The 21,511-nt window shown below is 44.1% G+C and carries 22 protein-coding genes, 1 tRNA gene and 1 riboswitch; of the genes, 11 read left to right on the top strand and 12 right to left on the bottom strand.

Going from position 1 to position 21,511, the window contains the following annotated elements:
- Positions 1–137 precede the first annotated feature (137 nt).
- Entirely contained in the window at positions 138–851 is a 714-nt protein-coding gene (locus ACN0QW_RS02125) for a sulfite exporter TauE/SafE family protein (protein WP_417428355.1), read from the top strand.
- A gap of 53 nt (positions 852–904) precedes the next feature.
- Here ACN0QW_RS02125 and ACN0QW_RS02120 read toward each other — a convergent pair.
- Both ACN0QW_RS02120 and ACN0QW_RS02115 read right to left on the bottom strand, forming a co-directional pair.
- Positions 905–979, bottom strand: a tRNA-Val gene (locus ACN0QW_RS02120).
- Positions 980–1,078: 99 nt separating this feature from the next.
- Positions 1,079–1,435, bottom strand: coding sequence for a response regulator (locus ACN0QW_RS02115; RefSeq protein ID WP_417428353.1), 357 nt, complete (start codon positions 1,433–1,435; stop codon positions 1,079–1,081).
- Between the two features lie 186 nt (positions 1,436–1,621).
- Here ACN0QW_RS02115 and ACN0QW_RS02110 point away from each other — a divergent pair, with 186 nt between their 5' ends.
- The 5 genes from ACN0QW_RS02110 (at position 1,622) to ACN0QW_RS02090 (ending at position 6,265) form a co-directional block, all read left to right on the top strand.
- Complete coding sequence (locus ACN0QW_RS02110; RefSeq protein WP_417428351.1) at positions 1,622–2,569, top strand: N-formylglutamate amidohydrolase; 948 nt, start codon at positions 1,622–1,624, stop codon at positions 2,567–2,569.
- Between the two features lie 386 nt (positions 2,570–2,955).
- A complete protein-coding gene (locus ACN0QW_RS02105; RefSeq protein WP_417428349.1) occupies positions 2,956–3,129 on the top strand; it encodes a hypothetical protein in 174 nt (57 codons plus the stop codon).
- 78 nt (positions 3,130–3,207) lie between these two features.
- Complete coding sequence (locus tag ACN0QW_RS02100; RefSeq protein WP_417428347.1) at positions 3,208–4,104, top strand: transglycosylase SLT domain-containing protein; 897 nt, start codon at positions 3,208–3,210, stop codon at positions 4,102–4,104.
- 74 nt (positions 4,105–4,178) lie between these two features.
- Positions 4,179–4,379: riboswitch (cobalamin riboswitch) on the top strand.
- A gap of 35 nt (positions 4,380–4,414) precedes the next feature.
- On the top strand, positions 4,415–4,759 hold the full coding sequence (locus ACN0QW_RS02095) for a hypothetical protein (RefSeq protein ID WP_417428345.1): 345 nt from the start codon (positions 4,415–4,417) through the stop codon (positions 4,757–4,759).
- Positions 4,760–4,912: 153 nt separating this feature from the next.
- Positions 4,913–6,265: an MATE family efflux transporter gene (locus ACN0QW_RS02090; RefSeq protein ID WP_417428344.1), complete on the top strand. Its 1,353-nt coding sequence runs from the start codon at positions 4,913–4,915 to the stop codon at positions 6,263–6,265.
- A 32-nt stretch (positions 6,266–6,297) separates the two neighbouring features.
- On the opposite strand, the gene ACN0QW_RS02085 is transcribed toward ACN0QW_RS02090, so the two are convergent.
- The 3 genes from ACN0QW_RS02085 to ACN0QW_RS02075 form a co-directional block, all read right to left on the bottom strand.
- Positions 6,298–7,875, bottom strand: coding sequence for a sensor histidine kinase (locus tag ACN0QW_RS02085; protein ID WP_417428342.1), 1,578 nt, complete (start codon positions 7,873–7,875; stop codon positions 6,298–6,300).
- A 19-nt stretch (positions 7,876–7,894) separates the two neighbouring features.
- Positions 7,895–8,677: a response regulator transcription factor gene (locus ACN0QW_RS02080; protein WP_299373438.1), complete on the bottom strand. Its 783-nt coding sequence runs from the start codon at positions 8,675–8,677 to the stop codon at positions 7,895–7,897.
- A gap of 92 nt (positions 8,678–8,769) precedes the next feature.
- Positions 8,770–9,474, bottom strand: a complete 705-nt coding sequence (locus ACN0QW_RS02075) for a hypothetical protein (RefSeq protein WP_417428339.1) — start codon at positions 9,472–9,474, stop codon at positions 8,770–8,772.
- Between the two features lie 535 nt (positions 9,475–10,009).
- Here ACN0QW_RS02075 and ACN0QW_RS02070 point away from each other — a divergent pair.
- Positions 10,010–11,137, top strand: coding sequence for a glycosyltransferase family 4 protein (locus ACN0QW_RS02070; RefSeq protein WP_417428337.1), 1,128 nt, complete (start codon positions 10,010–10,012; stop codon positions 11,135–11,137).
- Positions 11,138–11,147: 10 nt separating this feature from the next.
- Positions 11,148–12,431, top strand: coding sequence for a 3-deoxy-D-manno-octulosonic acid transferase (locus tag ACN0QW_RS02065; RefSeq protein ID WP_417428335.1), 1,284 nt, complete (start codon positions 11,148–11,150; stop codon positions 12,429–12,431).
- Between the two features lie 29 nt (positions 12,432–12,460).
- Here ACN0QW_RS02065 and ACN0QW_RS02060 read toward each other — a convergent pair whose 3' ends face one another.
- The 3 genes from ACN0QW_RS02060 to dusA all read right to left on the bottom strand — a co-directional run bounded on the left by ACN0QW_RS02060 (position 12,461) and on the right by dusA (position 14,967).
- A complete protein-coding gene (locus ACN0QW_RS02060) occupies positions 12,461–13,372 on the bottom strand; it encodes a polysaccharide deacetylase family protein (protein ID WP_417428333.1) in 912 nt (303 codons plus the stop codon).
- A 77-nt stretch (positions 13,373–13,449) separates the two neighbouring features.
- Complete coding sequence (locus ACN0QW_RS02055; protein WP_417428331.1) at positions 13,450–13,902, bottom strand: OmpA family protein; 453 nt, start codon at positions 13,900–13,902, stop codon at positions 13,450–13,452.
- Between the two features lie 66 nt (positions 13,903–13,968).
- Complete coding sequence (gene dusA / locus ACN0QW_RS02050; RefSeq protein WP_417428719.1) at positions 13,969–14,967, bottom strand: tRNA dihydrouridine(20/20a) synthase DusA; 999 nt, start codon at positions 14,965–14,967, stop codon at positions 13,969–13,971.
- 460 nt (positions 14,968–15,427) lie between these two features.
- Between dusA and ACN0QW_RS02045 the strand changes: the two genes are divergently transcribed.
- The 3 genes from ACN0QW_RS02045 (at position 15,428) to ACN0QW_RS02035 (ending at position 17,753) form a co-directional block, all read left to right on the top strand.
- Positions 15,428–16,186 (top strand): HAD family hydrolase, encoded by a 759-nt coding sequence (locus ACN0QW_RS02045; protein ID WP_417428329.1) that lies wholly within the window; start codon positions 15,428–15,430, stop codon positions 16,184–16,186.
- 39 nt (positions 16,187–16,225) lie between these two features.
- Positions 16,226–17,089, top strand: coding sequence for a type 1 glutamine amidotransferase (locus tag ACN0QW_RS02040; protein ID WP_417428327.1), 864 nt, complete (start codon positions 16,226–16,228; stop codon positions 17,087–17,089).
- A 61-nt stretch (positions 17,090–17,150) separates the two neighbouring features.
- Positions 17,151–17,753: a YfbR-like 5'-deoxynucleotidase gene (locus ACN0QW_RS02035; protein ID WP_417428325.1), complete on the top strand. Its 603-nt coding sequence runs from the start codon at positions 17,151–17,153 to the stop codon at positions 17,751–17,753.
- A gap of 8 nt (positions 17,754–17,761) precedes the next feature.
- On the opposite strand, the gene ACN0QW_RS02030 is transcribed toward ACN0QW_RS02035, so the two are convergent.
- The 4 genes from ACN0QW_RS02030 to ACN0QW_RS02015 all read right to left on the bottom strand — a co-directional run bounded on the left by ACN0QW_RS02030 (position 17,762) and on the right by ACN0QW_RS02015 (position 21,509).
- A complete protein-coding gene (locus ACN0QW_RS02030) occupies positions 17,762–19,126 on the bottom strand; it encodes a hypothetical protein (protein ID WP_417428323.1) in 1,365 nt (454 codons plus the stop codon).
- Positions 19,127–19,159: 33 nt separating this feature from the next.
- Positions 19,160–20,149, bottom strand: coding sequence for a glycosyltransferase family 2 protein (locus ACN0QW_RS02025; RefSeq protein ID WP_417428321.1), 990 nt, complete (start codon positions 20,147–20,149; stop codon positions 19,160–19,162).
- A gap of 11 nt (positions 20,150–20,160) precedes the next feature.
- Entirely contained in the window at positions 20,161–20,538 is a 378-nt protein-coding gene (locus ACN0QW_RS02020) for an EamA family transporter (protein ID WP_417428717.1), read from the bottom strand.
- Positions 20,539–20,630: 92 nt separating this feature from the next.
- The gene (locus ACN0QW_RS02015; protein WP_417428319.1) at positions 20,631–21,509 is read right to left on the bottom strand and encodes a LysR substrate-binding domain-containing protein; all 879 of its coding nucleotides are present in this window, start codon (positions 21,507–21,509) and stop codon (positions 20,631–20,633) included.
- Between the last annotated feature and the right edge of the window lie 2 nt (positions 21,510–21,511).

Below are 21,511 nucleotides of genomic sequence, written 5' to 3'. Positions count from 1 at the left end.
CCGAACAAAAGCAATTTTTTTGAAATTAAATTTCAACGGCAATTATTTTCAGCCTGCGTAATACAACACGAAATACCCGATGCATTTCCAAGCACATTCCCCTAATAAGGTATGAGAAACAAACAACGACTTCTCTGATGGAACTTTATCTCTTTCTTATCATCGCCCTTGCTGGCTCTTTAGTATCAGCCGTCTTTGGACTAGGAAGCGGCTTCATTGCCCTTTCCATCGGCTCACTATTTATTCCCATCAAAGACTGCATTGCCCTGACAACGATCCTGTTCATGGCCTCGACCTTCACAAAAACAATCCTGTACCGTCAGCATATAAACTGGCGGCTTTCAGCAACTATAGCTATCGGAAGCATTCCCTTTTCCTGGCTAGGAGCAGAGACGCTCTCTTCTATTGATCCGGAACCTCTGCGGCCTCTTCTCGCTGGTTTTATCATCCTAAGCGTTATTATTAGCGCTCTTGGTCTTAAATTATCCCTTCCACAAAGAACATCTATCGCCCTGATCGTTGCTGCTTTTTATGGATATATCTCAGGATTACTTAGCAGTGGAAATCCCATCAAAGCGTTAGCGCTGGATCGCATGGGATTTGAAAAACAGTCTTTTATCGGTGTTATGGCGGCGACCGCCCTAGGGGTAAACCTTATAAAGCTAATCAGCTATTCCAGTAATAACATTCTGCGACCAGAACATTATCCTATTGGTATAGCCTTGATAATGATCGCCATATTGTCAGCTTTGGCAGGTAGGAAGCTAATTGGCAAAATTGAAGACCAAAGATATAAACATGGTCTGTCTATTATCCTCGTTTTCTCTGCTATAACTTTGTTATTTAAATAGCTCTCTTAAGAAGCAGGCAAAAGAAAACCCCAAGGTTTCCCTTGAGGTTTTCATGGTGGGCGTAACTGGGATTGAACCAGTGACCCCTTCGATGTCAACGAAGTGCTCTCCCGCTGAGCTATACGCCCTATACCCGAAAAATCGTTTGATAAATACGCAATATTCGGTGAGACAGGGAAGTATCAAACTGCCAAATGTTTGACAAGCCCTTTCGCAAAAGTTTTCACTCACAAAACCACTTTATTTACTTCATCAATCAAATCTCTGAGATGAAATGGCTTGGACAAAACAATATCACTTTTGAATGAAGGGTCTTTTTCCTCCATCAAAATTCCAGAAAAACCTGTAATAAACATAATCTTGATCTCTGGCTGATGGTAACGGGCGATTTTAGCTAGCGCCACCCCCCCTTTTTCCGGCATGACAACATCAGTCAAAACCAAATCAAACCGATGAAAAGATAATGTTTCTTCTGCTTCTTGCCCATTCGAGGCCGAAATTACATTATGCCCCGCCCGCTCCAATGCGCGGCACAGGTAATAACGTAGGTTATCGTCATCTTCTGCAAGAAGAATGTCAGCCATCAGAAACGGTAAATCAATCGAATAAAGTTCAAAAAAATGCTCGACACTTCATTATCATAGCATCAAGAATAGGTATAAGCTTATACATCATTTCACAGCCCACAATCAAAAGAGCGTTATGAGAACGATCCGTCACACCAATAAATCTTCAACCATGTTATTCATTGGACTATTGACGACGATATCATGACCTATGATGTGAATGAAATGGGTGACAAAAATTCGACACCGCAAAACAATAGAATTACGAATGACGAACAAGGCTCGACCAGAGAAACAGAATCCTATCGTTTGCACCTTCCAAAACAGCATACTTTGCCAGTCGTTTTGTCTTCACCTCACAGCGGGAACCACTATCCGGAAGCTTTTGTAGAAGGCTCTAGGCTGGATATTCATAACCTGCGCCGCTCGGAAGACTCTTTTGTTGACGAACTATTTCAAAACGCCCCTAAACTCGGGGCGCCGTTACTTTGTGCACTTTTCCCGCGTGCTTTCGTAGACGCAAATAGAGAACCCTTTGAACTTGACCCACATATGTTCGAAGATGAGCTACCCAGTTATGTAAATACAAACTCGCCCCGCGTTGCCGTTGGATTGGGAACCATTGCCCGCAACGTCACCAGCGAAACACAAATTTACAAAGACAAACTGACCTTTGCCGAGGCGAAAGAACGTATAGAACGATTTTACTGGCCTTATCATAAGGTACTCCGTCAGCTCGTGGATGCGACAAAGCGCAAATTTGGGTACTGCATTCTGATTGATTGCCATTCCATGCCCAAACTGACAACACAGGCCAATGCAATCAGTTCACGCCCATCATCCGTTCATTTTGTTCTGGGCGATCGCTTCGGCAAAGCCGGATCAAGAATTATCACAAAAACCGTTGAGGATATTCTGGAACAGAATTCATACCGCGTTCTTAATAACAATCCCTACCCCGGTGGGTTCATCACCCAGCATTATGGCGAACCTGCTCTGGGTATTAACTGTCTTCAGATAGAGATATCCCGTACCCTATACATGGACGAAGAGAAGATTGAACGCAGGCAAGAATTTGATGATATCGCCTCATTAATGGACGATCTTATTATTGCTGTCGGCTCGATCAAACAGAACGAACTTGATTATTAGAACTTGTTATTTTTCATCCCAACGCTGAAAGCGGGAAACCTTTCAAATAACAGTAGCTCTAAAGTAGCTTAAGGCCATACCTGCAAAGGTAAAAATGTTCAGGTAAATATTGCCGCTCTGTAAGTTAGTATGGTTAAGCATATATTTATGAACTGGACCTCCACTAAAAAAATAAAGACTTTGCCCCACGGCCAAGAACAACCATGAACCATCCAAGATACTGTTATATATCATACAATTCCGATAACAGAGTTTATCTCATCCTGAAAAATAGTAGTTTCCCCACTTCCAAGCGATGAACTTGGGTCAGGTCCAACCTGTCAAAACATAACTGGCCTCAGAATTGCTTATTATAATTCCAAGAGGAATAAAAACTGGAGGAGAAAATGTCCGATCATGAGAGACGTCAGGACTTTCTAATTCGCAAGAACCAAGAGCCCGTTAAAATTTTGGCCCTGAAAGAAGAGAATGTCGGTAAATTTATCAATCGCATAACACGTAAATTTCCAAATGAACGTTGGGAGATTCTACCGAGAATGCTGCCCATTCAAACTGACTAAAAACGAACCTGGCGAAAATTGCATAAAGCAAACGATCACCAGACAAATTGAATAAAACAAGGAAAGGAGCAAAAGATCATGCCAAGTAATCCGCTATACTATCTAGCCTTGGCTGTTGGTATCCTTCTATCAACCAACGCTTTTGCTCAATCCTTGAGTGCGAAAAACAATAGCGATATTTGTGCCGATATCATTACAGAAACAGAGATCAAAAAAAGAATTCCCCTGCATTTGTTACGTGCTATTTCTTTGGTTGAATCGGGCAAATGGGACAAAGAAAAAGGTAGCCGAGTGGCATGGCCCTGGACTGTTATGGCTGAAGGGAAAGGACGATATCTTCCGACCAAACAAGCCGCGATTGCTGAGGTAAAAAAACTCAAGGCTAAAGGAGTCAAGAATATCGACGTCGGCTGCATGCAGGTTAATTTGTACCACCATGCCAAAGCTTTCAAATCATTGGAGGCCGCTTTCGATCCCCCCACAAACATTGCCTACGCGGCCAAGTTTCTTGTTGAACTGCGCGGAAAATCCCCGTCATGGACATCAGCTGTTGGCAGGTATCATTCTTACAACCAGAAATACAGCACACCTTATCGCCGCAAGGTATTAACCGCCTGGCGCGACGAAAAACACCGTATAAATAAAGAACTTCGCCTCGCATCTCTTGAAAAACGAGCTCAAGAAAAGATTGCTCGACAACAAAAGAAAAATACTCAATCCGAAAAAAATCACGCTAGAAATCCTGGCGGCGTTGAAGTGTCCCATTTGAAGCCAACAGGATCGACGCCGACACTCGGCGGTAACCTTCCCAAAACGAGTTCGCGTAAAAAAACAACCTCGGCAGCACCCTCATCAGAAAAGCTTGCCCTAACAGAAAATGTGGAAAGTGCTTCGCAAAAACCCGTTACAACAAAAATAATCGGGCGCTCAATAGCCACGAGGATTCTTTTTAAAAAATTTGAAACCAATTCATAGAAATCCTGCCAAACTTAATGGCGACAGGAACACCAAATTCAATCAATTGACATACCCCATTCCAGTAAAGTAGCTTTACTTTAAATCGCGAGGTTCCCCCTATGGGATGAAAAGGGAATTTGGTGAAGTCTGTAAGACTGACTCCAAAGCTGCCCCCGCAACTGTAAGTGATGAGATATTATCTTATGACCCACTGGCCTAGATAAGGCTGGGAAGGACGGATAGATATCGTTGATCCACGAGCCAGGAGACCTGCCATCGCATTTATCAACCATTAACCCGGGCGGGGTGCACCGGAGGAGAAAATGCAATGACGAGTCACGCCTCTACACTATCTTTCGCTTCTGCGACAGTTCCTTCTAATTCCACAAATGATCCTAAATCTATCATTCATCAGATGCTTATGATGGATGAAGAAACCAGCACGCCACCCGAAGACATTATTCTCGCTTGGGTTTTGAGTCTCCCAAATGAGATCGACCCTGCTTTAGCAGCCATCCAGTTATTGTCACACTATGAAGACATTGTTGATCAGACAAACAACAGCTCTGCAAAAACTATTATGTTTCTGAAGCAAACAGCTGAGTTTCCAAGATCACGGCTGGCAGCAACCACACGCCGGGGATCAAAATACCGGCGCAGATTACATTCCTGATTGTCTAAAATTTGTCTGGGAACCCGCCATTCAAATACTCATATTTGAATGCACTAATTTGTCTTGGCCTAAAATAAAAGTACGATAACGATAGAGCATGGGATATAAGTCAATTCCTTTATCCCGTTCTCTCCACATCAAAGTACTGAACTCTTGACCAAGCTGCCTTCCCATTACACACACATTCTGGCCTTAGCGGTTCCGCTAATTCTATCAAATTTGACAGTCCCCCTACTGGGTGCTGTCGACACCGCTGTTATGGGTCATTTACCAGACCCTGCTTATATCGGCGGCGTGGCCGTAGGGGGAACAATTTTCAGCTTTCTCTTTTGGGGATTTGGCTTTTTGAAAATGGGGACGGTCGGTTTTACATCTCAGGCCTTTGGGGCTCAAAACTTCCCGGAGCAGCAGGCGTCCTTTCTGCGCCCCATACTCCTTGCGTTATTATTTGGGCTCCTCCTCATCGCCTTGCAAACACCTCTGTTACAATTGTGCATCACGTTGATCGATGGCAGTGAAGAGGTTCAGAACCTAGCCTTTCAGTACAGCACCATACGGATATGGAGTGCGCCTATTGCCCTGTCTAACTACGTCATTATTGGCTGGCTTATTGGTAAGGGGGAGCCAAAATTAACATTTATCCTTCAAGTCATAATAAATTCTGTGAACATTCTGTTGGATTTGTTTTTTGTCGTACAACTTGACTGGGGGGTAGAGGGTGTCGCGCTAGCAACAGTGATCGCAGAAGGTGTCGGCTTCACTGTAGGTTTGTGGATCATTCTACAGAAGTCCAATTTCTTCACCTACAAAATTGACTGGCAGAATGTTTGGCTTCGTTCTCATATTTTTGCCTTGTTCACCGTAAACCGGGATATCTTTATTCGTACGCTATGTCTTATATTTGCGTTTGCATATTTCACAAAATTAGGCGCAGGCATGGGGGATGAGATCCTCGCGGCCAATGCCGTGTTAATGCAGTTCCTCTATTTTTCAGCATATGGCTTAGATGGCTTCGCCCATGCCGCTGAAATCACAACCGGGCACGCAAAAGGGCGAAACGATAACATTGAATTCAGAAACGCAGTTAAGGCCAGCAGCGCCATGGCTTTCCTGACATCCATTCTATTCGTTATCACCTTTTATCTGTTTGGGCCGTTAATTGTCGGTTTATTCACCGACATATCAAGCGTCAGATCAACCGCCACAGAGTTCATTTACTGGCCCATACTTATGCCACTGATAAGCGTGGCAGGATTTCAGTTTGACGGCATATTTATCGGAACAACACGAACGGTTGCTTTACGGAATGCCATGATACAATCACTGCTCATCTTTCTGATCAGTGCATGGTTTCTAGTACCTATGTGGGGAAATCACGGATTATGGTTGTCGATGATGCTGTATATGGCAACGCGCGGGTTAACCTTATTCAGATATTACCCAGCCCTTGCAAATTCCATTGGGGCAACGTCTGGTGAGGCAAAATCCATAGAGCAAGCGACTTAGTAGCCGCAACATTTGTTCGGAAGGTGCTTTATTTATTCACCGCTTTGCGGAAGAGAAACAATAATAGAGAGACCGCCATCTTGGCGATTTTCAGCCCGAACATAACCGCCAATCGCTTCAACGTTTCTACGGACGATCCAAAGACCGATCCCCATGTGATGAGAGGAACTTCCTCCCTTAATCTGCTCTGTATCACTGTTAGAATCATGACCTGTTTTTTTCGGTCGATAAGAAACATATCTCTCAAAAATACGCTCAATCTCACTTTCAGGTACGCCCGGCCCACGGTCACGCACAGCCAGTTCAGCCGTTTTCTTGCCGTTAATCAAATCAACTGTGACCGTCGTACCGCGAGGGGAAACCTCAAGTGCATTATCGATAATATTCTCAAGGATGGTTTCCAGCATATCTTCGCCGGCAAGCACCGAAATTTCATGATCTATTGAGCTTTGCAGGATAACCCCTTGCTGAGAGAAGCTCACATTATAAGCCTCAAGCATCCGTAGAAGAAGTGCGGAAAGATCAATGTTTTCTCTGGGCGGATTCAGAAGTTCAGCAGACGTATGTTCAAGGTGTCGCGCAGTGGAAACCAGGTTTTCCAGGCGATCCAGAGCTTCTTCAACAACCTGCAGGGCACGGCGTCCTCTTTTGTTTTCTATTTCTACCGTCTTGTTCAAGGGCTCAAGCGCTTGTCTGATAATCGCCAATGGTGTCTTAAAAGCATGTGCATTGTCTTCGGCCGCACGTCGGATAGAATCAGATGACTCGCGCAAAGTATGGGTCATCCGATCGAATTCATGTGCAACAGGTTCCAGTTCAGGTACCTTGTTGCTCATCATAAAGCTGCTTTTATCGACACTACCTTCGCGGATTCCACGAGCAAGATCTCTAAAGCGCATCAAATCACGCCAAACGGTAAAAACAAGAATGGTAAGAATAAGCGCCATACCTAAATAAATTGCGGCTGCAATCTGAACTTCCAGTGTCTTCCAATAAGGTTGTCCAATGGAAGAGCCCAGAAAAACCTCTGCCGATTGCGTCGCGATAACCGCCCAACATCCGGCATCGGTCCTAATCGCTGTCATAGAGGTCAATAGTTCTTCGATACCACTGGGCCGTAGGTGCCTTATCGCCATTGGCCGTTCAATCAAACAGCTGGCCGTCAAATTATCAAAGACACCCTGAGCAACCAGCGTTTCACGCTCTTTACGCAATTCATCTGCCGAGAGGCGTGGTTCCGAAGCAACAAAAAAGACCCCTTGCACGCCCTCTTCCCCAGCAGGACGGAACAAAACTTTTATGCCATTTCCCTTGGTTGCTATACGTTCGATTTCTTCAGGTAAATCCAACAGAATCGAAGGGTTGGCGCTTTCCAGCATAGGCCGTAAGCTCTCGGCCATAAGCCGCCCTTGTTCACGCACTGCGGTCAGAACGATATTTTGTCGGTCAAGATCTGCCTGCCGAAACTCTTGATACAATAAGGCCGGAACAGCAAGAAACACCAGAAGCATGATAACGAATTTCGCAAACAGGGAATGTGCAGCCCGGCTCACCCCAGACCGCCGCACTTTCTGTTCGCTTTCGTTTATAATCACGCCTTGGTGCTTCACGATTTAACCTTCGAACCAGTTAAGCCGTACCTGACGGACCATCATTCCGCCAGCGATAACCAAAACCGGGATAGTTTTCAATATGCTCAAAGCTATCATCTATTTCCCGGAATTTTTTACGTATGCGCTTAATAAAAGAACGGACATTAGCCTTGTAGCCATCGGTACCATACCCCGCGACAAAATCTTTACCATGCACAAGATCGTATATCTGACGATAACTTACGTCGTTACCAATTCCCGTTGCCAAGAAACAAACAATCGCAAATTCAGTTAGCGTCAGGTCCAGCTGTTCACCTTTCCAATAGGCCCGCATGATGTCTTCGCGAATTTCAAGATCACCGATACGCGAAGATAATGGGTTCCCGGAATCCTTTCCTTCTTCCTGAGAGGATGAACTCCCCTTTGTGCCTTCGGCAATTAATCGCAAACGCTGTAATATGATCGGCAAACGTCTGGATTTATCGATAAAATCAACCGCGCCCCAACGAAGTGCTGCTTCTTCATAGATTTCATCACTTAACATCGTGAGGAAAATAACCGGATTATTCATTCTTGCTTCGCGCAAACGCCTCAAAACGGCGAGACCATCCAACCCAGGCATACGCCAATCCAGAAGAATGGGATCAAGTGACGGTTCATTTAATAAGTAACTCAGAACATCAGCACCGTTATCGAAGTCAATGACATTAAATCCCTCTTCAGATAGGTTTAATCCCAATGATTCCCGGAAAAGATCGTCGTCATCAACCAAAATAACGCGCGGACTTGCTGTCTCAACTATCGTCGTCGCTGCCATCATTTTTATCTCCTGCCTTCACTTCCATTACTTTTGAGTGTGTCACACACATCATAAATTCATTAAATAAATTTCTCTGCTGATATCAATCTGCCTCATGAATCAGGCACCAAATTGTCAGCCCCATCTTTTTTTAATGATCTGGTTTCTTCCATTATCTTCTGAAAACAAGCCTGAACGACAGCATGATCTTCTTCGCTGATTGTACCCGGCTTCAAAGGGGACTTGCTACCAGCCGATTTTTCATCATCGGCTTTGAGCGACGTAACCTTTGATAACCCATCACCATTAAGACCGCTTTCATAGGCCAGAACTCTGTAATCACCAGCCTGGTCCAGTTTCGGATAGAAAAAAATCTGTAAACTACAGCTTTCGATATCATATCCCCAAACACGTGCCGGATAGACGTCCCTTATCCATACGGGTTGTCCCAATTTTTCACGAACCTGAATAAAAGACATGCCAAGTAGGACGCTAATTTCCGGCGTAACCAATAATGATTTGTCAGAGAGATCTCTATCTGTTTGCAATGCCAACAGGTTTTCTGAAGGCACTGGTCTATCCGGTATTTTTTCCGGCTTCCAGTTTGGCTTCGGCACTTCTAGCTCGGCAACCACTTGCGGTTCGTGCCTTTTACTGCCGCGCGCAGCAATCTGAGGTTCAGCAGGCATCTGTGTATCGCTCGCAGTATTTTTGTTTGCAAAGAACCCGTCTTTTCCTGGAAAATTACTACATCCAGCTAAAAGAAGTGCCGTTACAAAGAAAAATGGATAACGAAGTGAACCTCCGATCCTGTACATTCCTAGATGACATCCCAACATAATTGTCTCGTAGCGCGAACGCTGCCTATCCCTTATCGACACAAACCCTGCAAGGCTTGTGTTTATTTTGTGGTCAACGCCTAGACAATGCCATAATTAACAAAGCCTAAACAATAAAAGTTGCCCGAAAACAAAGTAACCACCGCTCCTTGCTCTACGAAATCTGGCAAATTCTTCCGTAGAATATTGGAATACAGTAAGCTGCCAATACAATCTTAAATGGCAAAAACCCGTAAGACGATCAAAAGACACCCTAACTAAGTAAGTCTTTATAAACCTGCAAAAGTGTCAATTTAAAGGATTCCTCGTCGTACATAACAATTTTTTATAAATGCCCAAGAAGAAAAGCTTGCAAAATTAGTACCCTCAACCATTGCACCAGTTAAAATAAGTCGGTATGTCAGATACTCAATTTTGGAAATAATTACACTAATCCATTTCCGTACGAGCCCGACAACTATATGATGCCCTAGTCCGGGATCTATTATCTCAGAAATTAATAAGCAGGAACCGAATGAAAATCTGCCAAATTTGCGCTGTCGATTTCTCGCTTTACCACATGCTTCTTCCCCTTATGAAGGGAATGCGAGATGCAGGCCACGAAGTTGTCGGTGTCTGCAGCGATGGCCCATTGGTTGAAAAAATTCGCGCGGAAGGCTTTAGGGTCGAAACCATAGAAATTGAGCGATCGCTCAATTTGCTCTCACACACAAAATCATTCAAGAATCTGACTCGTTTTTTCAAAAACGAAAACTTTGATCTGGTTCACACACACACACCAGTAGCATCCCTCATAGCTCGCTTTGCAGCCCGTGCAGCTGGTGTTCCTCGAATAGCCTATACCGCGCACGGTTTTTATTTTCATGAAAACATGCCAACGATGAAAAAAAATGTCTTCATTGGGCTGGAATGGTTGGCTGGCCGTTTTACCGACACATTGTTCACACAAGCACAGGAAGATGCAGAAACAGCCAAGAAACACAAGCTGTGTAAGAATGGAACAATTATCGCCATCGGCAATGGTATCGATGTAAACAAGTTTTACCCCGCGGCCCCAAAATCATACAGAAAAGCCCTTAGAACAGAACTTGGTGCTAGGGATGAAGAGACTGTTATCCTGATGGTTGGTCGTTTGGTCCGGGAAAAAGGTTATGTTGAACTGATTGAGGCGATGAAAAAAGTCAACGCAACCCTCTGGATTGTCGGTGACCGACTTGAAAGTGATCATGCTAGCAACATTGACGATGCCATGGATCAGGCCAAATCAGATGAGAAACTAAAAAAACGCATTCGTTTTTTAGGCTACCGGGATGACGTGAACCAAATCATGCGTGCTGCAGATATCTTCACCCTTCCATCCCATCGTGAGGGTATGCCCAGATCGATCATAGAGGCAATGATGACTGGCCTTCCTGTGGTGGCAACAAATATTCGCGGATCAAGAGAAGAAGTTGATGATGGGAAAACCGGCATATTAGTGCCAGTAAATGAACCCGCCAAGCTATCGGACGCGCTCTGCAAGCTAGTAAACAGTCCGAAGCTTCGCGAATCAATGGGTTCTGCCAGCCGGGAGCGCGCGCTTGCACTCTACGACGAGCAGAAGATAATAAAAACCCAGCTTAAGACATTAAACCTGAGTTAGGGCATCGTGCATGACAACACTCCGCACAAAAATAGCTATGGGTTTATATTCTTCTGTTTCGACAGTTATGACACCGCTTGTCAAATATCATCTGACAAAACGCATAACCCGCGGTAAAGAGCATCCGACACGCTACACAGAAAAACTTGGCCACGCCTCTTTGGCGAAACCTAAAGAAAAGTTGATGTGGATACACGGGGCATCGGTTGGAGAGTCTCTGTCGATGTTACCCTTACTCGAAACTTTTCACAAATTACAACCCGATTTGAAATTCCTTGTAACAACAGGAACAGCCACATCTGCGCGACTGATGGAAGAACGGCTTCCAGCATACGCGATGCATCAGTTTGTGCCCCTTGACCTACCGCTTTCTATTGAACGTTTTTTAAAAAACTGGCGTCCGGATATTGCCTTAATTATTGAATCAGAACTATGGCCCAATATGATTTTTCGAACGAAATCTCATGGTATCCCCCTGATTCTTCTTAATGGTAGAATGTCACAAAAATCAGCTAAATCATGGACAAGAGCATCATTTTTCATTCGGGATCTTCTCAAACAATTTGACCTGATTCTGGCCCAATCTTCTACAGACGCACGACGGTTTTCAGAATTAGGAGCTCCCCACGTCAAGAAACAAAGTAACTTAAAGTTTGCAGCAGCCCCTCTGACATACAATCAAGATCATTTTGAAGAGCTATCTTCATCCATAGGCGCGCGTCCCGTTTGGTTCGCAAGCTCGACACATCGAGGTGAAGAAGCGTTTCTTGCAGAGACCCACGAAAAGCTTAGATCAAAATTCCCCAATCTTCTTTGCATTATTGCCCCTAGACACCCGGAACGAGGCCCCGAAATTCTCAATGAGTTTCAAGGAAAAGACCTGACCGTTAGCCTCAGAAGTGAAGGCACAGGCATAACAGAAGACACCTCAATATATCTGGCTGACACCTTGGGTGAACTCGGCCTTTTTTATGCACTATCGCCTGTTGTTATTATCGGCGGTTCTCTATTACGTAAAGGTGGACAAAACCTCTTAGAACCTGCGAGGCAAAACTGCGCGATTATCTGTGGACCAGAGATGCAAAATTTTGAAGAAATTTGCAATGAGATGCTTGATAATCATGCCGTCGTTAAGCTATCAGAGCCAGAAGACATCACCGAACAACTAGAAGTGCTTTTAAGTGATAAGTCTTTCCAGCAGAAGCTGGCACAAAAAGCAGCCGCATATGTAAAAGATCGCGGACAGGAAATTAATGACGTAGCTGGTGAGATCCTGCAGAAGCTTCCGAAGTGACCGATAATCTCACTTAATAGATAAAGCCCCTATACAATCTGATCCAGTTCACGAGACAGGTGTACTAACTCTTCCAACGTCGGTGGTGCCATATACCGTTCAAATATAGGGAGTGCTGTCACAGTATCTTTCTGCACCACTTTATTCACGGCCTGTCTGCTCATCAGTACAGCGGTACAACCTGCTTTCTTTGCAAAGAGAAAAGTACTTTCATCTATATCATTTGTCCCCCCAAAAGGAGCTGCAAATGAAGATGTACAAAAATACTCTCTCTCTCTAAGCCACGTTTGGCACGATCTGATTTCTTCGCATTGTTGTTCTGGCGGTAAAGAAGATAAAACGTAATGAGAAGCACTGTGGTTTCCATAGCAAACCAGAGCGTCATTTACTAGTTCTGATTCACCAGCGATTACTTTTGTAAAAGAGTTTAACAGCCCGTCCAGCTGCTGCGCAGCAAAAAAAACATCCAACGCCTGATCTACACGCTTACTACTTAATCCTGGCCTTTTACTATCCTTGTAAAATCGTTCTGCTCTTATTTGTTTCGCCCATTCTTCCTTTTCAAAGAAGATCAAAAAATCTTTTTCAAGTTGACGCGACAGAATAAAACGCACCTTATCCCGCCAAAAAATACGGCCACCGACAAGATTACTATTGAGGAAAACTGTGGATGGTAATTTTTCTTCAATCAACCATGGGATCGCATGGTTAAATAAATCGGCATAGGCATCATCAAAGGTAATTGTTGCTAGGCCACGCCTGTCTTGCGCGTTAACAAAGTCATCTAAAGAAACAATTTCAAACTGATTACGCAGCCACTTTATCTGTCGCCTGAACTCATCTGGACAGACATTATGTAACCTGCTCTCCAGCCCCGTCGGAATACTTTCGAAAACACCGTGATATAAGAGGATGTGGCCACCCTGATATTTAGCCGACAATTAATTCTTCCTACTTAGGCCTTCCGAATAAAACGTGACGCGCCCAGAGCTTCAAACAAAGGCAAAATAAATCAACGTCATTCGCTATAAGCAATGACCTCTACTCGACGATCTTCATCTGCTTTATCACCCGTCCCCCACAAAGAAAAACTTCCATAGGCTTCACCGCGGAAAACCGTTTCAATTCTTTTATTGGGGATGCCTTTTTCTATCAGGTAATTCTTGGCGCTCTGCGCGCGTTTAAGAGAGAGCTTTTTATTCGCTTCGGGATCGCCCTGTTTATCTGCCTGACCAATTGCACAAATCTTTAGTGAAGGATGACCATCAACAACATCAAAAAGATCATCTATCTTTTTTTGAGCCTCCTTCGAAAGGCCCGATTGACCAACCTCAAAATAAATAATTTTTTTCACTAACGGACTTTGGTCAACAGGTCTTGAACAATCAACTTGGCTAGACAGTGCAGGAGAAAGACTTATCCCCCACATAAACATTCCCAGTGTAAGATACTTAGCAATAGTTTCAGTCACAAAAAGTCCCCTTCCCTTATCAATTTGCCAGAACAATCCTACATCACTGCAAGCCAGAAAACCATATCAAGCAACATCACGGGTCTGTCCCGACAATAAGAAGTCTTCATAAGCCCGTCGAATAACACCCTCATCAGAACCCGGTTTAAATGCATTCTGGCTTAAGCTCCGTCGCCAAGCCCGCGCCCCTGGCAACCCATTAAAAAGCCCGAGGACATGCCGCGTTATTGATTTTACAGGCACCCCTTCGGCCACCTGCACGGCTGCATAATCGCAGAGTTGATCGACAATTTCACCACGCTCTTTGATCTTAATTCCACCATAAAACTTCTGATCGACTTCTGCTAAGATATAAGGATTTTGATAGGCTTCCCGACCAATCATCACGCCATCAACTTTTTCCAGATGGCCCTCAATCTGCTCAAGTGTTTGCACACCGCCATTAAGGATGATCTCCAGATCCGGGAAGTCCTGTTTAACCCGATACACGACATCATACCTCAAAGGCGGAATTTCCCTGTTCTGTTTCGGGCTCAATCCTTCTAGCCACGCTTTACGTGCATGAACAATCAATGTTTTGCAGCCTGCGTTTTTCACTTTAGATACAAGCGCGTGCAAAAACTCATATGAATCCTGATCATCAATGCCGATACGTGTTTTAACCGTTGCAAATAATCCGGATGCAGCCATGGCAGAAACGCATTCTGCAACCAAATCTGGCTCTGCCATCAAGCAAGCGCCAAATCGCCCTTTCTGGACACGATCACTTGGGCATCCGACATTAAGATTGACCTCATCGTACCCAAATTCTGCCGCTTTCAAAGCGCACGTTTTGATCGCTTCAGGGTCACTGCCGCCAAGCTGCAACGCTATCGGATGTTCTTTTTCATCAAACTGTAAAAACCGTTCTGGATCTTTACCGTGAAGCAAGGCACCCGTTGTCACCATTTCCGTATAAAGGACGGTATGCTGCGAAATCATACGCAAAAAAGACCGTTCATGTCGATCAGTCCAATCGAGCATCGGGGCTACGCATACTTTCCTGTTCAACGTCTTCTTTTCCATCAACTTAGTGTAAGCCCCATCCAGTATATTCGACAAATGATACCCAAACAGCATTCCAAAGGGCTTTTAACAGCTATAGCACAAACATCAAACCATAGTTGGCGGTAAAGCATCTGTGAGGAAAGCACCTGCCCCCCTCAAGCGACCAGTATTAAGGCTAAATACAAACTAAAGCTCCCCTCCTAAATCAACAAGAACCAATAAAAGACGAGTTACTTTCGCACAGAATCAGACCACTAAGCACCACAAAAACCTTTTTTCTCACAGTCCAATCCTCTATGCATGACAAATTATTCGCAAATAACCCACATAAAACAACCAATAGTCACTTTTATCCCACTTTTATCTTGTCCAAAATAATTTTCCATTTTATGATCTCGACCATAAGTCAAAAATGACACAAACACCTTACTAACGATGCGTTCGAAACCACGCACTTAATTGAAAGAGGAAGCCCACAATGATCAAGGCCATCACCTTTGACCTATGGGATACAATCGTTGATGACGATTCAGACGAACCCAAGCGCGCTGCCCAGGGTTTAAGAAGCAAAAAAGAAGAACGTCGCCACATTGTATGGAAAGCCCTGAACGAAGTCGAACCTATCGAGATGGATGCAGTGACACTTGCATACGATGTCGCGGATGCTTCTTTCAATGTTGTCTGGAAAGAACTCTTTATAAACTGGACCGTCGAACAGCGCATTCGCGCTATTTTAAATGGTCTGGATCGCAGCCTTCCAAAAGACCTTTTTGATCGCGTTGTCAAAGAGACAGGCGATATGGAGGTCAATATTCCCCCAAATGCAATCGACGGCGTGAAGGCGGCTTTAGCTGATCTTTCAAGCCGTTATAAACTCTGTATTGTTTCCGATGCCATTGTCACACCGGGAACAGGCCTTCGACAAATTCTCGAAGATTATGATCTTAAACAGTACTTCAGCGGCTTTGCCTTTTCTGATGAAGTCGGTCATTCCAAACCGCACCGTAGCATGTTTGATACTGCCGCAGAGCAACTCGGCGTGAAGGTCGAAGAAATGTTGCATATAGGTGACCGTGACCACAACGACATCAAAGGCCCGCATGCATTGGGAATGAAAGCCATACTATTCACCGCAACCCGCGATGCTGACAAAGCTCACACGACAGCCGACGCTATTGTCGACAGCTACGCAGATTTACCAACTGCAATTGATGATCTCGCGGATGCCAACAAATAATAAGTAAATAATACCTCTATCAAACCGGAGAAAGACGACATGTCTAAAAATCCACGTTTCCTCGTCGTCGATGGCTATGCCAAAGAAGGGCGTGATGGTCTAAAAGAAGGTGGCGCGTCTACTGCGGGCGATCTTTACGTCAAGATGCTGAAAACGCAAAGCCCAGACGCGGAGTGTGACATCGTTTACCCCGCCGATCCCGGGGCAACCCTTCCTATGGGCGCAAGTCTAGAGCAATACGATGGCATTGCCTGGACAGGGTCAAGCTTAACCGTTCACTCTGATGATCCCAAAGTTGTTCCGCAGATTGAATTTGCGAAAGCTGCCTATGAAGCACAAGTCCCAAGTTTTGGTAGCTGCTGGGCAGCACAAATCTCTGTCGTCGCCGCGGGTGGTGCCTGCGCAGTTAACCCCAAAGACAGGGAAATGGGTTTTGCTCGAAAAATCTCTCTAACACCCGAAGGCCGTGCCCATCCCCTTTTCGAGGGCAAAAAATCTGTCTTTGATGCTTTTATTAGTCATGATGACGAAATCACTCACCTGCCCCCCAATGGTCAGATATTGGCTTCTAACGATTGGACATCAGTTCAAGCCGTATCTGTAACCCATAAGGGCGGTGTATTCTGGTCCGTTCAATACCACCCGGAATATGACCTTCATGAAATGGCACGACTTTGTTATTGCCGCAAACAAAAGCTAGTAGATAAAGGCTTTTTTACAAACCTTGAAGATGCCCAGAAATTTGTGGACATGCTCGAAGCACTTCATCAAGATCCCAGCAGAAAAGATCTATGGTGGTTGCTTGGTATTGATCATGACATCATGAACGCCGACATTCGCCAAGCCGAAGTTAAAAACTGGATTGAACGCCTCGTCATTCCAACGATGGCCCGCAGACGCTAACCCGCTGCAGACGATTTACCCAATCAGGTCTGTGGCTCATAACGAGAAACAGACCTGATTTATGAGTACACACAAAAAAGAAAAACCTATACCCGCCCCTCGCGCATGGCAGCGTATGTTGAGTGGACGAAGACTAGACCTCCTCGACCCATCCCCCCTCGACATAGAAATAGAAGATATCGCGCTTGGCCTATCACGCGAAGTCCGCTGGAATGGCCAAACAATTGGCGAATGGGGCTATACAATTGCGGAACATTCCCTTCTAGTCGAAGAAATTGTCACTCTGCTTAAGCCGGATACTAAACCCGAGATTCGCTTGGCGGCCCTCCTTCACGACGCACCAGAATACGTCATCGGCGACTTGATTACCCCTTTTAAATATGCAATTGGCAGTGGCTACAAAGATCTGGAAAACAGATTGATGCAAGCAATTCACGTCCGCTTTGGACTGCCCGCCAATTTACCAGACACAATCAACACGCTGATTAAACGTGCAGACCGTATGGCGGCGTACCTCGAAGCCACACAGCTGGCTGGATTTAGCGACAAGGAAGCCAGCAAGATATTTGGTAAACTCAGGGCGATGCCAAATATCCGCATCACTGGCATCCCTCCACAAAAAGCGAAAGAGGGCTTTTTAAAACGGTTTGAAAAGCTCAGCTAACCACCTGCTTAGTTTTTATTAAATCCAACAGATACTAAACGGGGCCGTACTAACTTCCAGAGCGCGTACCCTGTCAAAACAATCGCAATTGAATAGATCATAACTAGTGGAACATTGTACCTTGGGATACTAACAGAAACGAATGCATTAAATCCGACCATAAAGAAAAACGGGAATGCAAAAAATAATATTGGCGCTGTACCAGCTATTTTTTTCAGCTGTATAAACCCTGGTATTAAGGCAAATACGCCAATCAAACCAAAGTACTTTGCCACCCACATTCCTCGTAACGAGAGTGAAAATGTTACCATAATATGTTTCACAATATCGGGTAGAATGTAACCATTAAGCAAGAGGCTAATACGTGCTTTTTCGCTAGTGGCCTGCTCATAGATTTCAGACCTCATAACAGAGTTACCATACCTGTAATAACCCTCAGAATGGCCAAAATCCAGTTTTTGATAAAGCTCAACAGGGAATAGATTCTTACTAAGAGAATCACCAAAATCAGGCAACCAATAAATAAAGCTAACAGCATATTCTGCCCAACTCATCATATTGTATGCCACTCTCTCTGAGAGGATATAAGGCCCATACCCAGCACTAACCCCAAATACGCCATGATAAGAGTAGTTACGGAGCATCCAAGGAAGGACAAACAAGATAAATGGCAACAAAAAAGCACCTGCCTTAAACACAGCCTCTTTTAGCCCTTCTTTTTTGATTAGAAGCCAATAAAGAGGGATGACCAGAATAAGAAAATACACCAAGTACAGATATGATGGACGTGTTAAGACAGCAATAGAGAGTCCGGTTCCCATCAACAGAAAAACACATAAATTATCTTTAACCTTAAGGGCATAGGCCAAACACACCGCAAAACTTATAAAACCAAAAAAAGCCCACGATTCTGTAATTAACCAGGTTGAGTATTCTGACATACGCCCTGCGAAAAGAACCAACATCATCGCTGATAAAGACAACCAGAAACGTTTTGTGAAAAAATAACAGGCCAAGTAGCAAAAATACACGACCAAAGCTATCAGTATCGTCTGTACAGCATAGACAGAAGCCAACCCGGTAACATCACACCCTCCCTGACGCTCGACATAACAAAGCATTGCTTGCTCAACCCCAGAGTCAATTGACATCATGAAGTGAAGAAACCCAGGATACAATGGAGCAAAAATAATTCCAGATCCTTGAGTTTCTTTTGCAGGAATAAAAGAAAAGCTTGTTGCGCGATCTGCATAACTTAAAGCGTCAAAAACAGGCTCTTGAAAACCAACAAGCCATGCTTGAATAAAAAGTCCCAAAATACAAAAACATAAAGGCAGGAGATATAAATTGGTTTTCTTAGACAATGAAAACATTAAATATTTCACCATAATTAATTAGATGTAAGGTTAAAAATCTCTAGAACTTCGCTTAATAAAACGATGAACAGGAACTCTAGGTTCATTATTAATATCAAAATTAAGTGCTGACAGAATTAATTGTAAACCGACAATCATTGGCAATGCCGCAAGCATGACCTGTCCTGATGTTGCTGGCTGCCCTTCAACCACAGACAAATACCAATGCCAAGCCCCAAAAAAAGAACCGAAACAAATCAATATTGGCCCGAGAACAAATTCCAATGACGCAAGACTAAAATCACGTAAAAAATAGTTATAAACGAACCGCTTAAAAGCGTTCTTTCCATGCCCTAAAAGAAAAGGCAGTAAAATTTTGTGGATCTTCAAGTTAGAAACTTCATCCCCATATTTTGCTTGCATCGGAATATCTTGAACAACTGCACGCACTAGATTTAGTCGAAAAAGCATATCACTTTCAAAAAAATAACTCGGGGCAATCTTAGATGCATCCAAAAGGTCAAAAACGGACAAATGAATAGCCAAAAACCCATTTGTAGGGTCCATAACCCGCCAATACCCAGATGAAAATTTTGTCATAAATCCAAGTATCGCATTTCCAAAAAGACGAACTTTAGGCATCTCGGCGACACTTCTACTATCCCAAAAACGGTTCCCTTTTGTGTAATCCGCTTCACCGGAAGTGATCGGATCGACAAATTTACAAAGAAGCTGGGGGTCCATCTGACCATCACCATCTATCTTTACCGCTATATCATACCCAGCCCTGGATGCGGCATCGAACCCGGTAATCATAGCACCGCCAACCCCTTTATTATTGCGATGCCTAAGAACAGTTACTTTTTTTCCTTTAGAAATCTCTTCAATGAAATCTCCCGATTTATCAGGGCAGGCATCATCAACGCAAAAAATACCATCAACTTCAGCAGGAATTGCGTCAAGAACCCCTTCGATATGATCCCGAACCTGATAACAGGGGATTACAACAGCAATAGAATTTTTTTTTGTCTTTTCTGTCATAATTTAACAACCTAAATCTCTTTCAGAGAAATAATAGAAATCCCTAAGACAATCAAAATTGTGCCAAGAATATTCTGCCACCCTATACTTTCCTTAAAAAGAAAAGACGCGGCAACAGGGACGATAACAAAGGCCAAGGCAGAAAAAGAATAAGCAAAACTTAGCGGCACGCTCCGTAAAATCCAAACCCAAAGTAATGTCGCAGCGGCATAAAGAGCAACAGCCGCGATTAGCCATGGGTTAACAAGACCATAGATACCTTCATCCCAGTTAATATCCAGAGATGCCTTTTTAAAAAGCATTTGGCCTGAAGACATAATCAGTGTGAAGATAATTAGTATGTAAAATTTCATTGAGAATTTCTCTAACGAACAAAGCCTAAGTTCAATTTTAAGGCGACAAAGATATTTCTATAAACGCAAACGCGCTTAATAACAACATCACGATAAACCGACATCACTGAGGATTATATCTTAGTTATTCACAAGCCACTTCGAAACCTCTCCGCGATTTCATGAAAAGCTTTAACAATCCGGAGCTCTCTTCGGCGTTTAAGGGTCAGGAGATACTCTGTGGTTTCCAAATCAGCATCTACGACCTTTAAAATGTGGACACGTTGATCTTTCGGCAACTCATGGGACGATACTATCCCAATGCCTAAACCCGCAGCAACTGCCTCGAAAAGGCTTTCCCGGCTTGCGATTTCCATGGTGGGTTTAATATCGAGTGATTTTTCCTGACAGGCTTTTTCAAAAACCTGACGCGTTATTGATTGGGGTTCACGCCAAATCATTTTCTCCGTATTTAACTCAGAAAGCTTGATTTGTTTCTTATCCGATTGCGCCCAAGGATGAGTATGGCAACAGAAAACCACTACGCGATGCAGATAGAAAGGGATTGCTTCAACCAACGGATTTTCTTCCCACCCTGTCTGCAAAGCAATATCAACTTTTTCGGCCAAGAGATCTGCGGTTACTTTTTGCGAATTTCCAATATTCAAACCGATATGCACTTCCGGGTATCTCTCCTGAAAGGCAGCAATAATTGGTACGATGAAATATGGACTTCCCGCAGCTATCCGACATGTACCGCGACGCAGTTCCTTTGTCGCGCCCAAAAGCTCTGCTGCCTCGCTTTCAAGTGCAAAGATTTGAGCTGAAATTTTTAAGAGATCCTCGCCAACTTCGGTCAAGGTCACGCCGCGGCTGTTTCGGCGGAAAAGGCTAAGTTCGTATCTCTCCTCTAATGCCCTGATATGCGCTGTTACCGCTGGCTGGCTTATGGACAGATGTTCTGCAGCCTTCGTCAAACTTCCTTCGCGCGCGACAACGTTAAAGGCCCTTAACTGAGATAAGTTCATCA

Origin of the sequence: Kiloniella sp., from assembly GCF_048259265.1 — a bacterium.
GTDB lineage: Bacteria > Pseudomonadota > Alphaproteobacteria > Kiloniellales > Kiloniellaceae > Kiloniella.
The sequence above is the reverse complement of the archived record's forward strand: the minus strand, read 5'-3'. Positions and strand labels throughout refer to the sequence as shown.

Excerpts from the sequence above, each read along its gene's own strand:
- ACN0QW_RS02105 (WP_417428349.1), top strand. The coding sequence starts at position 2,956 with ATGTCCGATCATGAGAGACGTCAGGACTTTCTAATTCGCAAGAACCAA.
- ACN0QW_RS02075 (WP_417428339.1), bottom strand. The coding sequence starts at position 9,474 with ATGTACAGGATCGGAGGTTCACTTCGTTATCCATTTTTCTTTGTAACG.
- ACN0QW_RS02065 (WP_417428335.1), top strand. The coding sequence starts at position 11,148 with ATGACAACACTCCGCACAAAAATAGCTATGGGTTTATATTCTTCTGTT.
- ACN0QW_RS02015 (WP_417428319.1), bottom strand. The coding sequence starts at position 21,509 with ATGAACTTATCTCAGTTAAGGGCCTTTAACGTTGTCGCGCGCGAAGGA.
- ACN0QW_RS02025 (WP_417428321.1), bottom strand. The coding sequence starts at position 20,149 with ATGACAGAAAAGACAAAAAAAAATTCTATTGCTGTTGTAATCCCCTGT.
- ACN0QW_RS02125 (WP_417428355.1), top strand. The coding sequence starts at position 138 with ATGGAACTTTATCTCTTTCTTATCATCGCCCTTGCTGGCTCTTTAGTA.
- ACN0QW_RS02035 (WP_417428325.1), top strand. The coding sequence starts at position 17,151 with ATGAGTACACACAAAAAAGAAAAACCTATACCCGCCCCTCGCGCATGG.
- dusA (WP_417428719.1), bottom strand. The coding sequence starts at position 14,967 with ATGGAAAAGAAGACGTTGAACAGGAAAGTATGCGTAGCCCCGATGCTC.
- ACN0QW_RS02095 (WP_417428345.1), top strand. The coding sequence starts at position 4,415 with ATGACGAGTCACGCCTCTACACTATCTTTCGCTTCTGCGACAGTTCCT.
- ACN0QW_RS02115 (WP_417428353.1), bottom strand. The coding sequence starts at position 1,435 with ATGGCTGACATTCTTCTTGCAGAAGATGACGATAACCTACGTTATTAC.
- ACN0QW_RS02045 (WP_417428329.1), top strand. The coding sequence starts at position 15,428 with ATGATCAAGGCCATCACCTTTGACCTATGGGATACAATCGTTGATGAC.
- ACN0QW_RS02030 (WP_417428323.1), bottom strand. The coding sequence starts at position 19,126 with ATGTTTTCATTGTCTAAGAAAACCAATTTATATCTCCTGCCTTTATGT.
- ACN0QW_RS02110 (WP_417428351.1), top strand. The coding sequence starts at position 1,622 with ATGACCTATGATGTGAATGAAATGGGTGACAAAAATTCGACACCGCAA.
- ACN0QW_RS02070 (WP_417428337.1), top strand. The coding sequence starts at position 10,010 with ATGAAAATCTGCCAAATTTGCGCTGTCGATTTCTCGCTTTACCACATG.
- ACN0QW_RS02100 (WP_417428347.1), top strand. The coding sequence starts at position 3,208 with ATGCCAAGTAATCCGCTATACTATCTAGCCTTGGCTGTTGGTATCCTT.
- ACN0QW_RS02080 (WP_299373438.1), bottom strand. The coding sequence starts at position 8,677 with ATGATGGCAGCGACGACGATAGTTGAGACAGCAAGTCCGCGCGTTATT.
- ACN0QW_RS02040 (WP_417428327.1), top strand. The coding sequence starts at position 16,226 with ATGTCTAAAAATCCACGTTTCCTCGTCGTCGATGGCTATGCCAAAGAA.